Source organism: Polynucleobacter sp. AP-Reno-20A-A9 (assembly GCF_018882085.1).
Taxonomy (GTDB): Bacteria; Pseudomonadota; Gammaproteobacteria; order Burkholderiales; family Burkholderiaceae; genus Polynucleobacter.
Genome location: NZ_JACVPB010000003.1, coordinates 88,182 through 104,272, shown reverse-complemented (window position 1 = coordinate 104,272; position 16,091 = coordinate 88,182). Strand labels below are relative to the sequence as shown.

Below are 16,091 nucleotides of genomic sequence, written 5' to 3'. Positions count from 1 at the left end.
TGAGTAACACATGAAAAAAACATTATTAGCTTGCGCGGGGCTGAGTCTGATTTTCTTGGCTGGCTGCGCTAGCAAGCCGCCTGCCCCAGTGGAGTCCGCATTTATTGGACAAGTTCCAGCAGATCCACCAAAAAACCCCGTGATCAGTGCGGAGGGCTTAAAAGCGGATTCAAAGTCAATTGCAGTGACTGATATCTACTTTAAGAAAGAGGGAAAAAACTTAACGTTTGTCGAAGAAACTAGAACAACAACGGATAACAATATTTCTTCTACGATTGTGCCGAAGACGATTGAGGTGGATGCTGATAAAGCCAATGCATCGGCCCTTACTGGCGGGGCAAACTCTTCAGCTTATCCAGTGAAGTTCACTAATTTGGCCGATCCCACAGCAACTAGCCCGGGCGCAGCTCCGGCACCTATAGTAGAAGCTACTAGCCCAAGTAACAGCTCTTCAAGCGCTAATACCCAAAGCATGAAGAGGTCAGGATATCAAGCCAATAATGAGTATGGCGAGTTGCGTTACCTTGCCAACCCGATTCGCGGCCTATTGATTAAGTCTGGCTATAAGGTGGTTCAAGCGAAACCTAGTGTTGCTGCGCCTAACCAGGGCGACGAGTACTTTGATATCGTCAAGCGGATTAAGTCTGGCGATTTTGGTGATGCAGACTATGTTCTATATGGGGTGTTAGCTGAAGTTTCCAGCACAGATAACGTCTCTGATATTCCTGGAACCAAATCTACTTCGCAGCAAATGACGCTTGAAGTAACGGTAGACTTTAATATTGTTGATACCAAGACCACGCAAATCATTGCTTCATTTGTAGCTTCGGGTGAAGGCAAGGATGTCCAAATCGATGGCAGGGATACTGGTTATAAACCAAGCAATGCAAAGCTAATGAAGTTGGCTTCATTGGACTTGGCTGAAGATGTACGCAAGCACTTGGCTGATCAAAACTTCATCACCAATAACCCCGGTTCGGCAGGGCAGTTGCGTAACCTCAAAACCCGTTTAAATGATGATGCCGCTACCTTGAAGGTCTACAAGTAATAGGCTCAAAGTAGTTTGTCTTAAACCCGCACCGGCGGATGCGTCTTCTCATAGCGCTCCGCTGTTCTTCTAAATAGATAGAGCAAAAAGCACGCTGCCAGCCCTAGGCTTAAGCTGTTGCCAGCCCAAAAGCCATTGGCGCCTTGTAGGAATGCTGGCGTATTGCCAAATACGTTAAAGCCCATGAGATAGCCACCACCAAGACCTACGCCCCAGAGCGAGCCTGCATAAATCACCATAGGTAAAAAAGCAATGCGATAGGCTCGCAGGATAAATGCAGCAGTAACTTGTAGCGCATCAAATACTTGATAGAAGGCAATAAATAAGAAGAGCGGAATAGAGAACGCCTTCACCTCTGCCGGCGGATCGTATAAATCCAATAGCTGTATTCTGAAAATCCAAACTGCGATACCAATGGTGATGCAAAGCGTGGTGGTAAAAAATACCGATGACCAACCTATCTCTTCAGCGCGCTCAGGCTTATTGGCGCCAATAGATTGAGACACCAAGGTCATGGTTGCAATTGAGATGGATAGCGGCACCATGTAGATGACAGTTCCCATGTTGGCTACGATTTGATGGCCAGCTAAGGCCGTAGTTCCAAGGCGAGCAATAAACAGGGACATAAACGTGAAAGAGGTTACTTCAATCAAGTAGCTAAAGCCAATCGGCGCGCCAAGCTTTAATAATGTCCAGATGCGATGCCAATCCGGCATGCTAAAGCGAGCAAAGATCTTAAATGGCTTGTAAAAACGATCAAACAAAACAAAACCTAGAGTCATTAGTAGCCACGACCAGTTAATGATGACGGTAGCTACAGCACAGCCTGGTCCACCCATGCCCTCTATACCTAAGCCCCCATAAATGAAGAGTAGGTTCAAGGGCAGCTTGAGTCCTAAACCAATAATTTGCACAACGGTGATAACAGTAGGTCGTGAGACCGCATTGTGTAGGGCCATCAACACGCGCATAGCCATGCTAGCTGGTAAGCCGATTGCCAGGATGTTGAGATATAACTTTGCTTTACCTTCAATAAGATCATTGACTCTGGAAATGGCTAGCAAGTGATCTGCATTGAGCAAAATGAAACAGCCCAAAATAGTGAGACCTAAGGCAAGCCAAGCTGCTTGCCGTACTTCTTCGCCGATTTCTCCAAAGCGCCTGGCACCAAAGAGTTGTCCTGCGATTGGTGCAAGTGCCGAGATCACTCCAGTGAGGCCTACGTAAATGCTGATAAAGATGGCTGAAGCCATTGCCAGCGCCGCTAAATCATCAGCCGAATACCGCGCAGTCATCGCGGTATCTAGTACGCCAAATGCAATTACAGCAAGCTGACCAACTAATAGAGGGCCAGCTAATTTTAGTAAAGAGGGGATGTCCTCGCGCAGGCGCGATAGTTTAAAGTGCAGCACAAATTATTCCGGAATAACTTCGTAGAGGCGCAGGCGTTCATCGCGGTCAGCAGCACGACGATCTTCCCAAAGCAGTGTTAGCTTTTTATTATTCAGCTCTGCGTATGCTTTTGCTTCGGATTGGCTGTGGGTCAGCATCCATGGGCAATTAGAGTCATCTCGCAAATTGAGTTTAGAGAAGTATTCAAAAGAGGCTAGCTGTGCGGGACCTAGATTGCTGGTATCTATGCAGCCACCGCCGGTAGGGATCACTTGCGCCAATCGCCCAGAAACCTGGCGATAGGTTTTGGCGTAGTTAATAGTTGGTAGCCATAAAGACATCAGCAGCACCCACATCAAAGTAGTCCCTGATGCCGAGATGATGAGGCAGCGCCAAATTTCTTTCGGGGCCCGAGAAGTTCTCCAGCGGACTACTGCAAGCCATACGCCTGTAGTAGCAAGGGCCACGATAAAGGCTAAGACATTAAATTGACCTGTAAATCCAGGTAGTAGGCGTGCAATATTGGCGGCCGTAGATTCTGGGTAGCCAGTCACTTTTGCGAGCCAAATAATCCAAATAGCCAAAGCGATCAGCGTAAAGCTGAACATCGCAAACCAATCAATGAAGCTAATGACGCTCCGCTTGAGAATAGGCAAGCTAAATGCGGCAATGATCGAAAGGCTCGGAATCAAGATCATTAAGTCATGTTCGTTAGCTTCGAGGCGGAACAGAACATAAACTAAGCTACCAATGAATAAGCTCAGAGGAATGCAAAGATGTGGTGCGCGCCATGCGCCCGATTCTTTAATGCGACCCCAGTGTGCTAGAGAAACTATTGCGAGCGGCCAAACCGGCCACGCATATGCCCAAAAGTTCACACTCAAGAAACCCAGTGATTCGATAGAAGGGGTGGCGCGCATTTCGGGTACATTGCGCCAGCCTTCTTCTGCGATATGACGCCACTGCAATGGAAGATCAGTTACATACCAAATCAGAGGCCAAATAGCAAAACCGATTAAACCTAAAACAGTACTAGTCAGTGTCCAGCGAAAGCGCAATTTTGCATTGCTAGCAATGACCGCAATAATGGTGGAGGTAACAATAATTAGGCTGAGAGTGAGATTGCTCGAGAGCGCGACGATGGCAATACCAAGGCCGGTCCATAAGCCGCCTTGCCAAGGCTTATCTAAGCCGCGCACTGTGCCGTAAAGAACGATGCTGATACCCATGAGCTGCGCCATCATTGGCGTTGTTTCATGAGCGCGTTGAGCTAGACCCACGCACGCCAAGAAAATCAGCAGTGCACCATCGGCCAAGGTCATGCCGTAACTCTTCAGATCTGGCTGTCCACCAACAGCTAATGCCATTGGCTGAACTTCACGACGACGACCTAGCAAATAAGTAGCGTACCAAATTGCCAGTGCGGCAGAGAAGAAGCAGATGGCTGCATATAAACGTGCAGCATTTGCAGCGCCAATGAATGGACCAAACCATTCAATGAGTGTGGCACCCATCCAATACGGCAGAGGCGCGCCAAGGGAGGCATCACGTCCAGCTAAGTGAGGAACTATCCAGTCTATAGAGTTGCCACGAAAGAGCGTCCACATACCACCAAAGCCAATGGCATCTTCATTCTTCCAGGGGTCCCGAAAGAAGAGGCCAGCAAAACCATAAACCAAGGTCAGCACAAAAATAATAATGCGCGGAATCGATTTAGTGGCGGCGGCAGTAAGTTTGACCATGTGTAAAGTTCAAAATAAAAAAGGCAGCAAACGCTGCCTTGATTATCTCGCAGAGCAGGTACTTAACATACCCCGCGAATAGAAGTGGTTTAAGCCTTCTTCTTAGCTGGCTTTTCAGCAGCTTTAGCTTCTGCAGCAGCAGCTTTTTTCTCAGCTGTTTTAGCAGCGCCATCACCGGTAGCTTTAGCAACAGCTTTAGTACCAAATTTCTGACGGAATTTCTCAACACGACCAGCGGTATCCATAATTTTCTGGGTACCAGTGTAGAAAGGGTGTGATTCAGATGAAGTCTCGATCTTGGCCAATGGATATTCATTGCCATCTTCCCACTTGATTGTCTCTCTAGTAGACATAGTGGAGCGAGTCTTGAAGCTGAAGTTATTGGAAACGTCTACAAAGACGATTTCGCGATATTCGGGGTGAATGCCAGGTTTCATGTTGAGTCCTATGAGCGGGGAGCCGTTTGAGCCAAATTGGCTGAAATACTTTCCCAGGTTTTAAAAGCAGTAAAGGCGAAATTATGCCATGAAATCAACAACAAAGCGCTGTTTAGGTGTGCAAAAAGGGGCTAAAACAGCCCCTTTTGCATTAATTCTTGCTTTAAAGCACTCCTAAGAGTGACTTCATTAGCCTCCGCGACGCATTAAGTCGAAGAATTCACCATTATTTTTGGTTGATTTGAGCTTATCTACGATGAAGTTCATCGCCTCGATATCGTCCATATCGGCCAGCAATTTACGCAATACCCAGATCTTCTGGAGGTTCTCAGCTTTAACCAAGAGTTCCTCACGACGGGTGCCAGACTTATTGAGGTTGATGGATGGGTAAACACGACGTTCAGCCAGGCGACGCTCAAGGTGAACTTCCATATTGCCGGTACCTTTGAACTCTTCATAGATTAGGTCATCCATACGGCTACCAGTTTCAATCAAGGCAGTAGCGATGATGGTCAATGAACCGCCTTCTTCAATATTGCGAGCGGCACCAAAGAATCGTTTCGGACGTTGCAATGCATTGGCATCCACGCCACCAGAGAGTACTTTGCCTGATGAAGGAACAACCGTGTTGTATGCGCGCGCAAGACGAGTAATCGAATCAAGCAAGATGATCACATCTTTGCCCATCTCAACTAAGCGTTTTGCTTTTTCAATGACCATCTCGGCAACTTGAACGTGACGCACTGCTGGTTCATCAAAAGTAGAGGCAACTACTTCACCGCGAACGGAACGTTGCATCTCAGTCACTTCTTCAGGACGCTCGTCAACGAGCAACACGATCAAAATCGCTTCAGGATTATTGGCTGCAATGGCGTGGGCAATATGCTGCATCATCACGGTCTTACCGGATTTTGGTGAAGCCACGATCAGACCACGCTGGCCGTAACCAATAGGGGAGATCATGTCGATGATGCGGCCAGTGAGGTTTTCTTCAGCCTTGATATCACGCTCTAGGCTGATCACGCGATTCGGGTGCAGCGGCGTTAAGTTCTCGAACATGATGCGGTTCTTGAGGGCTTCTGGAGCCAAACCATTGATCTTGTCTACCTTTACCAATGCAAAGTAACGCTCACCATCTTTAGGTGTACGTACTTCACCTTCAACGCTGTCACCAGTATGCAAGTTAAAGCGACGAATCTGCGCAGGGGAGATATAAATATCATCGGGAGAAGCCATGTAAGAGGCTTCGGGGGAGCGCAAGAAACCAAAGCCGTCAGGCAGCACCTCTAAGGTTCCGTCGCCGAAAACGGTTTCACCAGCCTTCGCACGTTTTTTCAAAATGGCAAACATTAATTCTTGTTTGCGCATCCGTTGAGTATTTTCAATCTCCAAGCTAGCTGCCATTTCAAGCAGAGCGGATACGTGGAGGACTTTGAGTTCAGTTAATTGCATGTGGTTCTCGGGTGTTGATGAAGATAAATTTGAATTTGGGAATTTGTTTTGGGGTATCGCTGCGCTGATTTAGATCACGCAGATGTGGAAAAACAGAATTTGGGAGATTTGCTAAAAGAAGGGGGGGATAAATTGCTGAAAATCGGAGCACTGACTAGTGCGTTTGAGTAATACTACACCAAAAAACGGGTGTGACAAGCGTTTAAAGCAGTAAAAACCACAGGCTCAGCTGGTGAACCTGTGGTTTGAGACTATTTACAGATGACTATCAATAAATGCAGTCAACTGGGATTTGGCCAAAGCGCCTACTTTTTGAGCAGCCACTGTGCCATTTTTAAAGAGGATTAAGGTAGGAATGCCGCGAATATTGAACTGGGCAGGAACGCCTTGGTTCTCATCTACGTTCATTTTTGCAATCTGTAGCTTATCGCCATACTCGCCGGAGAGTTCTTCCAGGATCGGGCCAATCATTTTGCAAGGACCGCACCACTCAGCCCAGAAGTCGAGCAGAACAGGTTTATCGGACTTGAGGACGTCTTGTTCGAAAGAGGCGTCAGTTACATATTTAATGCCGGCACTCATGAAAATTCCTTATTTAGACTTATTTAGCGAGTTATTTAGTTATTACGTTACAACGCTTATATTAGCAATAAGCGGAACGTTCTGCTCAAAATAGATAAATTACTTCATTAATGTCCCAGTCTTTCCCTATTCTTTCTGACCAAAAGCAAGTGCAACAGTGGGCGATTACGCCCAATGCTGGTGCGCTTACCCAATTGGCAAAAGGTATCTGGGATTGTGCAGTGCAAACCAATCAGCGCCCTTTGGTGGTTCTGAGTACAGCGGGACCGCTCATCGGTGTCAGGGCGGCTCTTGAGTTCAATCGGCCAAAGGATCTATCAAGCAACATTGCATTCCTGCCCCAAGTCATTAGTTTTACCGATTGGTTAGAAGCTGCACCAGGTGCATGGAAGTTTCCGAAAAAGCACAGTGATTTAGAGAGATGGTTGGGCGTCTATGCCACTTTGCGCAAGCACAGAGATCTGCAGTCATGGTTTAAAGCCGAAACTGAATCTGGCGCATGGGGTTTGGCGCAAGCAATCATTGAGGCATGTGACACCTTATCAACTGCTGTGAGTCCACAACTGCAAAAACAGATTCATGAACTCATTCAAACTCATCAGAGTGAACAAAACAATCTCGGCGAGATCTGTCTTCAGAGAGCGCAAACTTTATTAGATGGTGCTGTTGCTAAAGTCTATTCGGGAATGGCGCGCAAGGTAGTTGATCAAGAGACTAAGGTCTTGCTAACCTTTTGGCGCTATACCGCGAGCGTGAGCGATTCTGCGTTTCGCAATCAATTTGCAATGGCCGCTCATCTCGAGGCCGCTAAGAATGCAACTCCCGCAAGACCTCTGATTTGGGTAGAGACTGCTGATCCGACCCCGATCGATCAAGAGATCATCGGCACCCTATTGGCCGAGTATGCTCAATATGCGCCTGTTGTAGAAGCAAGAATGAGCTGGAGTAATGTGGGCTTATGGGGAGAGGCTATTGGCACAAGTGATGCACAGGCAAAGGCGCTAAGCAATGTTAAACAAGCTGATAGCAAGGGTTGGCGCCTGATTGCCGCTAAACGTTTTGAAGAGTTGGCGTGGGCTGCTGCCAAAACAGTAGAGCAACATTTGGTTGATGGCAAAACCAATTTAGCACTTGTTGCGCAAGATCGTCTAGTGGCCAGAAGGGCGCGTGCACTGCTTTCAAGATTGGGGCCAGCGCTTAACATTCGAGATGAAACCGGTTGGAAGTTATCCACTACGCGCGCTGCAGCTGCGCTCAATAGTTGGCTAGAACTCATTAAGGCGCCAAAAGATGGGCCTAGTGCAAAAACCTTACTTGAGTTTTTGCAAAATCCTTTTTTAGATCTTGGAAAGATTTTGAATCGTGATGCAGAAGTCTGTATTGGGCTGATTGCAGAGCTTGAAGATATCTTGGTTGGTAGCAAGGCGGAGTCTGGTTGGAAAACTTTTCATCTAGCCATCGAGGGTGCGCAAGAAAATGCTGCAAAAACATCTAGCGCACTACCCAGCGCTGCATTGTTTGAGTTATTGCAGTTTGTCAGAGAGCGTCATCATGAGTGGTTAAGACTTAAGGTGGATTGCAGTAAAGCGTATGCCCAACTGCAGACTAATCTTCAGTCGACTGGTATGGCGCAAAGCCTTGAGAAAGACTCCGCTGGCAAACAGTTATTAGAAGTACTCAAGACATTTGATTTAAGTAAGACGCAGTATCAGGAGGCGCCCATTCGTTTGAGTGAGTGGCTCAGTTTGCTTAAAACCGTCATTGAGGGCGCTAGTTATCAAGAGGCTGGCAAAGAAGCCAAGGCCACTCTGAGCATTCTGCCACTAAGCTCTACACGTATGCGTGACTTTGAAGTTGTAGTTGTTGTAGGTTGTGACGAACAGCAGTTACCAGCGTATTCTGAGCCACCATTATTTTTCTCAGATGCACTCAATCAGCTATTAAAGACTTCCACGATAGCAATGCAGTTTGTACAGCAGGCTAGAGATCTCTCGCAGCTTCTAGTCTCATGTAGTGATGTTGACTTACTCTGGCAAAGTAAAAGTAATAATGGTGAGCCGCTGAGACCTTCCGCCTGGATACAGCGTTTGCAAAATCAAACGGAGTGGGAAGCGATTTCGACTCAATTAAGCAAGCGTATTTTTGAAGCTGCGCCAATGAAGATGGCGGTTGCGCATTTTGAAGAAGATTTGCCCATGCCGTTATCAATGAGCCCCAGTGCCTATAAGGCCCTGCGGGATTGCCCATACCGTTATTACGTCCGCAGTCTGCTGGGTTTACGCAAGAACAAAGAGTTTGATGAGGGCTTTGATGCTTCGTTGGCAGGACAGACATTACACAAACTACTCAAGCGCTTCTACCAAGCACTCAAAACTCAAGAACATACTAATCCAACGCTAAAAACCAATTCAGAGCAAAGACGTGCTTGGATGGAGCAAGTCTTAAGTGTTTATTCGGAGCAAGAGTTTGCTGCCTTGATTGAGGGCGACGCAAGAGTGATGGGCGCATTAAGGGATTGGCAAAAACAAATCCCTAGTTTTGTCGATTGGCAGTTGCAACGTGAGATGGCGGGTTGGGAATATTTTGATGGCGAAGTCAAAGTTGGCTTTGATTTGCCATTCAAGGATATGGATGGCAATCCCAAGATCATTCGTATTGAGGGTTATGCCGATCGCTATGACGTCAATATAGATAACATCAATCTTGCCTCAGTGATTGACTACAAAAATCAACGCTTTGAGAGAGTCAAAGTCAGGGCTGAGCATCTCCTGGATGACCCGCAGTTATTAATTTACGCTCGGGCCGCCAATGAAGGCCAAGAAAACCATAAGCTGGCTGGGCATCGTGTGCAGCAAGCGGAGTGGGTAGCATTGAAGGCAGATATTTCTAAGGGTGAGCAAAAAGCACTGCGCAGCCAAGAGGTGGTTGATATGCCAGAAATGATGCAACAATTTTCTGAACAAATTACAAAAGATGTAGAGCAGCTTTGGGCTAAAAAGCCCATGCAAGCATTTGCTCCTGAGGGGGTATGTCAATATTGCGAAGCAAGAGGCATTTGCAGAAAGGGGATTTGGTGAGCGATCAGATGAATAAGCTTCCAGAGAGGCAACCCTATTCAGAACGGCTTGCTTGTGATCCACAGCGCTCGGTCATTGTTTCGGCTTGCGCAGGAAGTGGCAAGACTTGGTTGCTAGTTGCGCGAATGGTACGCTTATTGCTCGATGATGTGAAACCGCAAGAGATTCTCGCATTAACGTTTACACGTAAAGCGGCGCAAGAAATGCGTGACCGCTTATATGGATTGCTCGAGCAATTTTCAAAAAGTGACGATGTCTCTCTGATAAAAGAGCTCATCGCTCGAGGTATGGAAAAAGAGCAGGCTGAAAAATGTCTGCCTAAGGCTAAAGCACTTTATGAGCAGGTGCTGGCAAATCCGCAGCCGATTGTGATTGATACCTTTCATGGTTGGTTTGGCAGATTACTGGGCGCTGCTCCGGTATCAATGGGCGTCCAACCAGGGTTTAAGCTGCGCGAAGATGCCAAGCGTCTGCAAGATGAGTGCCTTGATGATTGGTGGGGCGATCTCACTCCAGATCTAAAAGCGCACTACGACGTCTTGTTGAAGTATTTGGGTTCACATGAAACGCAAAAACTCTTAATGGGTAAAAGTAGTCTCTTTAAGCAAAGAGGTGCATGGACCTTCTTTGCAAAGAAATGCAATCAAACGGGTATCACCCCAATAGAATGCTTAAAGCAATCCTTGCATAAGCTAAACACACCAAATCCATTGCTCGCTCGGTGGAATGCGCCTAATGCGCTGGCAGACTTGCAGTTCTTAGCACGCTGTTTTGAAAATAGCAGCGTAAAAGATAGCGATCTTTTGAAATACTTGCTACCTGCCATCGCCTGCAAAGAGCATGCCGGCGATGTGATGGAGATCGCAAGTAACTTTCAAACTACTTTCTTAACTAAAGAGCCAAAATATCGTAGCAATAACGACAAGGCCTTAGGTGAGGCGAAGAAATATCTCGAGAAGATGAATGAAACTCATCGTATCGATGAGCATATCTCTATTAAACAAAACTGGGGTCACGCTTTTGAGGAATACCTACTCTGGCAAGCGGAGCAGGATATCTTTGCAATCAATGAAGCCTGGTTTGCTCTAAATCAATCCATGATGGCGCACGCCAATGCTCAAAAAGAAAATATGCGTGTACGTGATTTTGATGACCTAGAGCTTGGTGTTAGTTTGCTGATGAACGATGCTGCTAATGCCGCCTACCTCCAATCTCGCTTAGATGCTAAATACAAGCAAATATTGGTTGATGAGTTTCAAGATACCAATCCGCTGCAATGGCAAGTTCTGCGAGCTTGGTTAGCGGGCTATAGCGATGGTGACGAAAGACCAAAAGTCTTTATTGTGGGCGACCCCAAGCAGTCGATTTATCGCTTCCGCCGAGCTGATCCAAGATTATTTGTGAGTGCAGCCCAGTTTTTGCATCAATACCATGCAGCTGCTTACATTGAGCAAGACAAAACACGCCGTAACGCGGGTGAAATTAACCAAGCAGTGAATGCGATCTTTCAGGGCGAGCAAGTTCCCCCCGATTACCCGTATTCAGAACAGCAAACACTTTGGACCGCTCCTGAACAGGGTAAACCTGCCGATGCTTATGCCCAGCAAGGTGAGATCTATTTATTACCTCTGATACCTTATGAAGAGCGGATGCATGCGTTACGAGAGGGAAGTGCTTTTGATGGAGCCATTGCTGATACCGGCGCAACTGTTGGGGTGATTCAGCGCCAGCATGAGGGCGAGTTAGTGGCACGCCTCATTCAAGAGGTGATCGCAACCCGAAAGGTCGCTGACAAAGAGGGTGGCAAGGAAATATGGCGTGAGGCCAGGGCGAGTGATTTCCTGTTGCTAGTAAAGCGCCGCAAATACTTGCCTCAATACGAAAGGGCTTTGCGTGATGTGAAGCTTGCCTATGAGAGTCCCCGCCTAGGTGGTTTGCTCAACACCCTTGAGATAGATGACCTGATTGCTTTACTTACTGTACTGGTAACGCCTCGTCACGACTTGCCATTAGCACAGGTTCTCAGAACCCCGATTTTTAGTTTTACAGAAAAACAAATGCAGCAATTAGCGGTAGCAATGACTTCGGGCCAATATCGTTCGTGGTGGGATGCATTGCAAGATAGTAAGGACGCAAAGCTACAAGTGGCTGCGCGTTATCTTAAACATTGGCATCTTTTGGGTGAGCGCTTGCCGGTTCATGACTTGCTCGATCGTATTTACCAAGAGGGTGATGTGCGCCTGAAATACGCTGCAGTCTGTCAGGATCTCGACCGACCTCAGGTCTTGGCAAATTTAGACGCCTTTTTGGAGGTGGCACTCAATCAAGATGGCGGTCAGTACCCAAGCTTGAGTCGCTTTATTCAGGAAATCAATATTAAGCGCCGTGGGGATGATGATGAAACGCCCGACGAAGGTGATGTAGATGCGGCAAGCGATGACAATTTGGCCGAAGTAGATGAAGAGAGTGAGATGTCAGAGGAGGATCGCCATAAGCGTGTGCGCCTCATGACGATTCACGGCGCCAAGGGATTGGAGTCACCTTTTGTCATTATTCTCGATGCAAACAACACTGATACCAATGTGGATTACAGCGGAGTATTGATAGATTGGGCGCCACAAGAAGAGGAGCCATCACATCTATCGCTATTTACATCCAAAACATTGACAAGCCCGCGTAGCGAAATCAATGAAGCGGAGAAGCAAATCGGCGAAAAAGAAAACTGGAATTTGCTCTACGTCGCAATGACCCGTGCCCGTCAAGGCTTGTGGATTAGCGGTGATTCTCAGAAACCAACCGCCAATAATCCTAGCGGCTTAGATAAGGCCTCCTGGTATGGGAAGGCGAGGAATGCTGGGTTGACTGTGTATCAATTAAATCAGCTGGTGGTAGCCACAGAAGAGGTTGAGGCTATCAAGCCTATACAAGCAAACGCAGTCGAAGATTTTGTCTTGGACTGGAGTCCTGCGCAAGAAAGTCATAGGCAAATGCTATCTGACATCGAAAGCGGCGTGACAGTTGAAGTGTTTGCAGGCGAAGATGAGCAAGCGAGCACTCCTGATCCAGAAATTCTAGAAGAGGGTACGAACTTCCATCAGTTACTCGAGTTCCTCACTCCAGACTCCAGTAATTCAGTAAAGCCACCCATGCCAAGTGAGCAAGAGCTCATGAACTGGCTTGGTGTTGATCAGGAACAGGCGAAAACTTTAATGGCACGCGCTAAGGCGGTGCTAGAAGCTCCAGAGCTAAAACGCTATCTCACCTCGGGAGAGTGGGTGCAGGCTTGGAATGAGTTGGATGTTGCTAGCGAGGAGGGTAAGAGCTATCGGATGGATCGCTTAGTAGAGCTAGATGACCATCTGGCAATTATCGATTACAAACTTACCATTCCAGAGTTAGGTAGCGAGAAGTACGAAAAGTACCGCAAGCAATTACAAGGCTACCAGGCTGAACTCACACGCATCAGAAAAGATAAGCCAAACAAGGCTTACTTGATTTCTGCACAAGGCAAGATCAAAGAGATCCAGTAAACTGACCTGAGTAGGTTAGCAATCGCACCTTACTTCACTCTTTAGGAGATCCCATGGCCATTTCAATGTACCAAGCGTCAATTCCACAATTGACAAAGATGCTCACCAATCTTTCCAATATCCTCAAAAAGGGGGAAGAGTTTGCAAGCGCCCAGAGCCTTGATAGCAAAGCATTGGTAGAAGGTCGCCTTGCTGCAAATATGTTTCCGCTATCCAAGCAAGTCCAAATTGCTTGCGATCAAGTGAAAAATGGTATGGCTCGTTTAGCTGGCATTGAGCCGCCTAAATTTGAAGATAGCGAAACTACTTTTGCTCAGCTACAAGACCGGATTGCCAAAACGCTTGCTTTTGCCAATAGCCTCAAGCCAGAACAGATTGATGGCACTGAAGCGAAAGAGATTAAGTTTTCAATTCAAGAATGGAAATTTGAGTTTGTCGGCGAGCAATATCTATTGACCTGGATCATCCCTAATTTCTATTTCCATGTGACTACGGCTTATGACATCCTGCGTCATAACGGGGTAGAGGTTGGCAAGTCGGATTACCTAGGCGGCTAAATAGCCCTTACAATAGGCTTATGGAATATTTTTCACAAATCATTAATGAAGTGAATCCTTGGCTTTACCGCGCCAGCATTTACCTATCCAATGCTTTTCTGGATGATCCGGCAATTCTCGCTTTTGCTTTTTGCTAAAACAGAAAGTAAGCGCCAAATAAAAAACCACCGCATTCGGTGGTTTTTTATTTGAGGCTAAAAAGGTAAAAGAATCAGAAAGCCTCAAAAGCTTTACTTAATCATCCCAGCATTCTTGGCATCATCCATGGCTTGAGCCGTTTTCTCTTTCATGAATGCCGGCATCTTTGCCAGAGGAACATCCACCAAAATAAATCCAGCGTCCTCTAACTTCTTCTTAGTCTCGGGATCGGCATTGAGTTGCGCAAAGTAGTCAGACATCTTTTGTTGGAGCACTAGTGGGGTTGCTTTAGGCACAGCAACGCCACGATATGCACCATCCACCCAGTTCAGGCCCAACTCTTTAAAGGTTGGAACATCTGGCAGGGCGGGATTGCGTTTCTCGGTTGCAATCGCTAGCGTGCGTACCTTGCCTTTTTGCTGGATCGCCAAAGGTAGATAACCCATAGCGCCATCAACGTGCATACCAATCAAAGCGGTAATTAAATCACCTGTGCCTTTAAAGGGCACATATGTAATTTTGACGCCAGCCAGTTTATTGAGGCGCTCGACTGCCATATGGTTAGCTGAGAATTGTGCGGATCCAGCAAGCGTCATCTTGCCGGGATCCTTTTTAGCTGCGGCAATAAATTCTTGATAGGTCTTGTAAGGGCTATCTGCAGATACCATTAAGGCGTCTGGCGTAAAGTGGTAGTAGTAGATGGCATTAATGTCTTCTGTCTTGTACTGAATGCCTTCTTGGAGTGGTTGCAAGATAGTGTGCGGAATATTGACGCCCACTACTGTTGCGCCATCGGCAGGGTAGGTGTTGAGGGTGCTCCATACTAATGCGCCACCAGCGCCAGCACGATTCATCACCACCATCGGCTGCTTGAACTTCTTGGCGGAGATATCGGCTTGATAGCGCGCTACTAAATCAGATTCCCCGGCGGGCGGGAAGGGGATGATGTACTGAATAGTTCTATCGGGGAAAGGTTGAGCATTTGCGCCCGATAGTAATCCAAAGGAAATTAAACATGCACACAGCAAGGTATTCAGTAATTTAAATCGCTTCATTTGGAGATCTCCTCAATGACTGCATTGGTAACATCACTCATCATGGCCGTACCGCCTAAATCACGAGTGTGCAACTTTGGATTGGCTGTCACTTTTTCAATGGCTGCCATTAACTTTGCGCCAAGGGCTTTCTCACCCAGGAAGTCGAGCATCATCACTGCTGACCAGAAGGTGCCAATCGGATTGGCAAGCCCTTTGCCCATGATGTCAAAAGCAGAGCCATGAATCGGTTCAAACATCGATGGATAGCGACGCTCTGGATCCAAGTTGGCAGTAGGAGCGATGCCTAAACTGCCGGCTAGTGCAGCCGCTAAGTCACTCAGAACATCGGCATGTAAGTTGGTGGCGACAATAGTGTCTAAAGATTCGGGACGATTGACCATGCGTGCAGTAGCAGCATCAACCAGCTCCTTATCCCAAGTGACATCCGGGAAATCTTTAGCAACGATGTTGGCGATCTCGTCCCACATCACCATGCCATGACGCTGTGCATTGGATTTAGTAATGACAGTGAGGTGCTTACGAGGGCGTGACTGTGCTAACTTAAAAGCAAAACGTTGGACGCGTTCAACCCCAACGCGAGTCATGATGCTCATATCAGAGGCCACTTCAATGGGATGACCTTGATGGGCTCTACCGCCTACACCAGAGTATTCGCCTTCGGAGTTCTCGCGCACGATCACCCAATCGAGCTGGCCTGGTTTGCAATTACGTAATGGTGTTTCAATGCCAGGAAGAATGCGAGTGGGGCGCACATTTGCATATTGATCAAAGCCTTGGCAGATTTTGAGGCGCAAGCCCCACAAAGTAATGTGATCTGGAATCTTGGGGTCGCCAGCAGAGCCGAATAAGATGGCATCTTTGGAACGCAAGGGCTCAAGACCATCCTCGGGCATCATGATGCCGTGCTTGCGGTAGTAATCACCACCCCAATCAAAGTGCTCGAATTGGAAAGCGACCTCAGGATGTTTTTTGCTTAAGGCATTCAATACCTTTTCGCATTCTGGGATTACTTCTTTGCCAATGCCGTCGCCTGGGACGGATGCGATTTTATACGTCTTCATGTGTCTCCTACTGTTCT

Annotated in this window: 11 protein-coding genes; 4 read left to right on the top strand and 7 right to left on the bottom strand. The window is 47.1% G+C overall.

All coding sequences use genetic code 11. The features are described 5' to 3' along the window. The first annotated feature begins 10 nt into the window (after positions 1-10). Entirely contained in the window at positions 11-1,048 is a 1,038-nt protein-coding gene (locus ICN39_RS03745) for a hypothetical protein (RefSeq protein ID WP_216232753.1), read from the top strand. A 20-nt stretch (positions 1,049-1,068) separates the two neighbouring features. Here the strand turns inward: ICN39_RS03745 and ICN39_RS03740 are convergent, their stop codons facing one another. The 5 genes from ICN39_RS03740 to trxA form a co-directional block, all read right to left on the bottom strand. Beyond that, positions 1,069-2,460 (bottom strand): MATE family efflux transporter, encoded by a 1,392-nt coding sequence (locus ICN39_RS03740; protein WP_216232752.1) that lies wholly within the window; start codon positions 2,458-2,460, stop codon positions 1,069-1,071. 3 nt (positions 2,461-2,463) lie between these two features. After that, complete coding sequence (locus ICN39_RS03735) at positions 2,464-4,182, bottom strand: glycosyltransferase family 39 protein (RefSeq protein WP_216232751.1); 1,719 nt, start codon at positions 4,180-4,182, stop codon at positions 2,464-2,466. An 89-nt stretch (positions 4,183-4,271) separates the two neighbouring features. After that, entirely contained in the window at positions 4,272-4,619 is a 348-nt protein-coding gene (locus ICN39_RS03730; RefSeq protein WP_072582141.1) for a type B 50S ribosomal protein L31, read from the bottom strand. 189 nt (positions 4,620-4,808) lie between these two features. Continuing rightward, positions 4,809-6,071, bottom strand: a complete 1,263-nt coding sequence (rho, locus tag ICN39_RS03725) for a transcription termination factor Rho (protein WP_011903147.1) — start codon at positions 6,069-6,071, stop codon at positions 4,809-4,811. A 255-nt stretch (positions 6,072-6,326) separates the two neighbouring features. Then, complete coding sequence (trxA, locus tag ICN39_RS03720; protein WP_068948270.1) at positions 6,327-6,653, bottom strand: thioredoxin TrxA; 327 nt, start codon at positions 6,651-6,653, stop codon at positions 6,327-6,329. Between the two features lie 110 nt (positions 6,654-6,763). Between trxA and ICN39_RS03715 the strand changes: the two genes are divergently transcribed. Genes ICN39_RS03715 through ICN39_RS03705 form a run of 3 tightly spaced genes read left to right on the top strand, consistent with a single transcriptional unit; the run spans position 6,764 to position 13,817 of the window. Then, complete coding sequence (locus ICN39_RS03715) at positions 6,764-9,730, top strand: PD-(D/E)XK nuclease family protein (RefSeq protein ID WP_216232750.1); 2,967 nt, start codon at positions 6,764-6,766, stop codon at positions 9,728-9,730. Positions 9,731-9,738: 8 nt separating this feature from the next. Beyond that, positions 9,739-13,260, top strand: a complete 3,522-nt coding sequence (locus ICN39_RS03710; protein WP_216232749.1) for an exodeoxyribonuclease V subunit beta — start codon at positions 9,739-9,741, stop codon at positions 13,258-13,260. Between the two features lie 53 nt (positions 13,261-13,313). Next, positions 13,314-13,817 (top strand): DUF1993 family protein, encoded by a 504-nt coding sequence (locus tag ICN39_RS03705; RefSeq protein ID WP_216232748.1) that lies wholly within the window; start codon positions 13,314-13,316, stop codon positions 13,815-13,817. A gap of 230 nt (positions 13,818-14,047) precedes the next feature. On the opposite strand, the gene ICN39_RS03700 is transcribed toward ICN39_RS03705, so the two are convergent. Together ICN39_RS03700 and ICN39_RS03695 are read right to left on the bottom strand one after the other, a co-directional pair. Beyond that, entirely contained in the window at positions 14,048-15,010 is a 963-nt protein-coding gene (locus ICN39_RS03700) for a tripartite tricarboxylate transporter substrate binding protein (protein ID WP_216232747.1), read from the bottom strand. Continuing rightward, entirely contained in the window at positions 15,007-16,074 is a 1,068-nt protein-coding gene (locus tag ICN39_RS03695) for a tartrate dehydrogenase (protein ID WP_216232746.1), read from the bottom strand. The genes ICN39_RS03700 and ICN39_RS03695 overlap by 4 nt, the downstream gene beginning before the upstream one ends. Positions 16,075-16,091 lie beyond the last annotated feature (17 nt).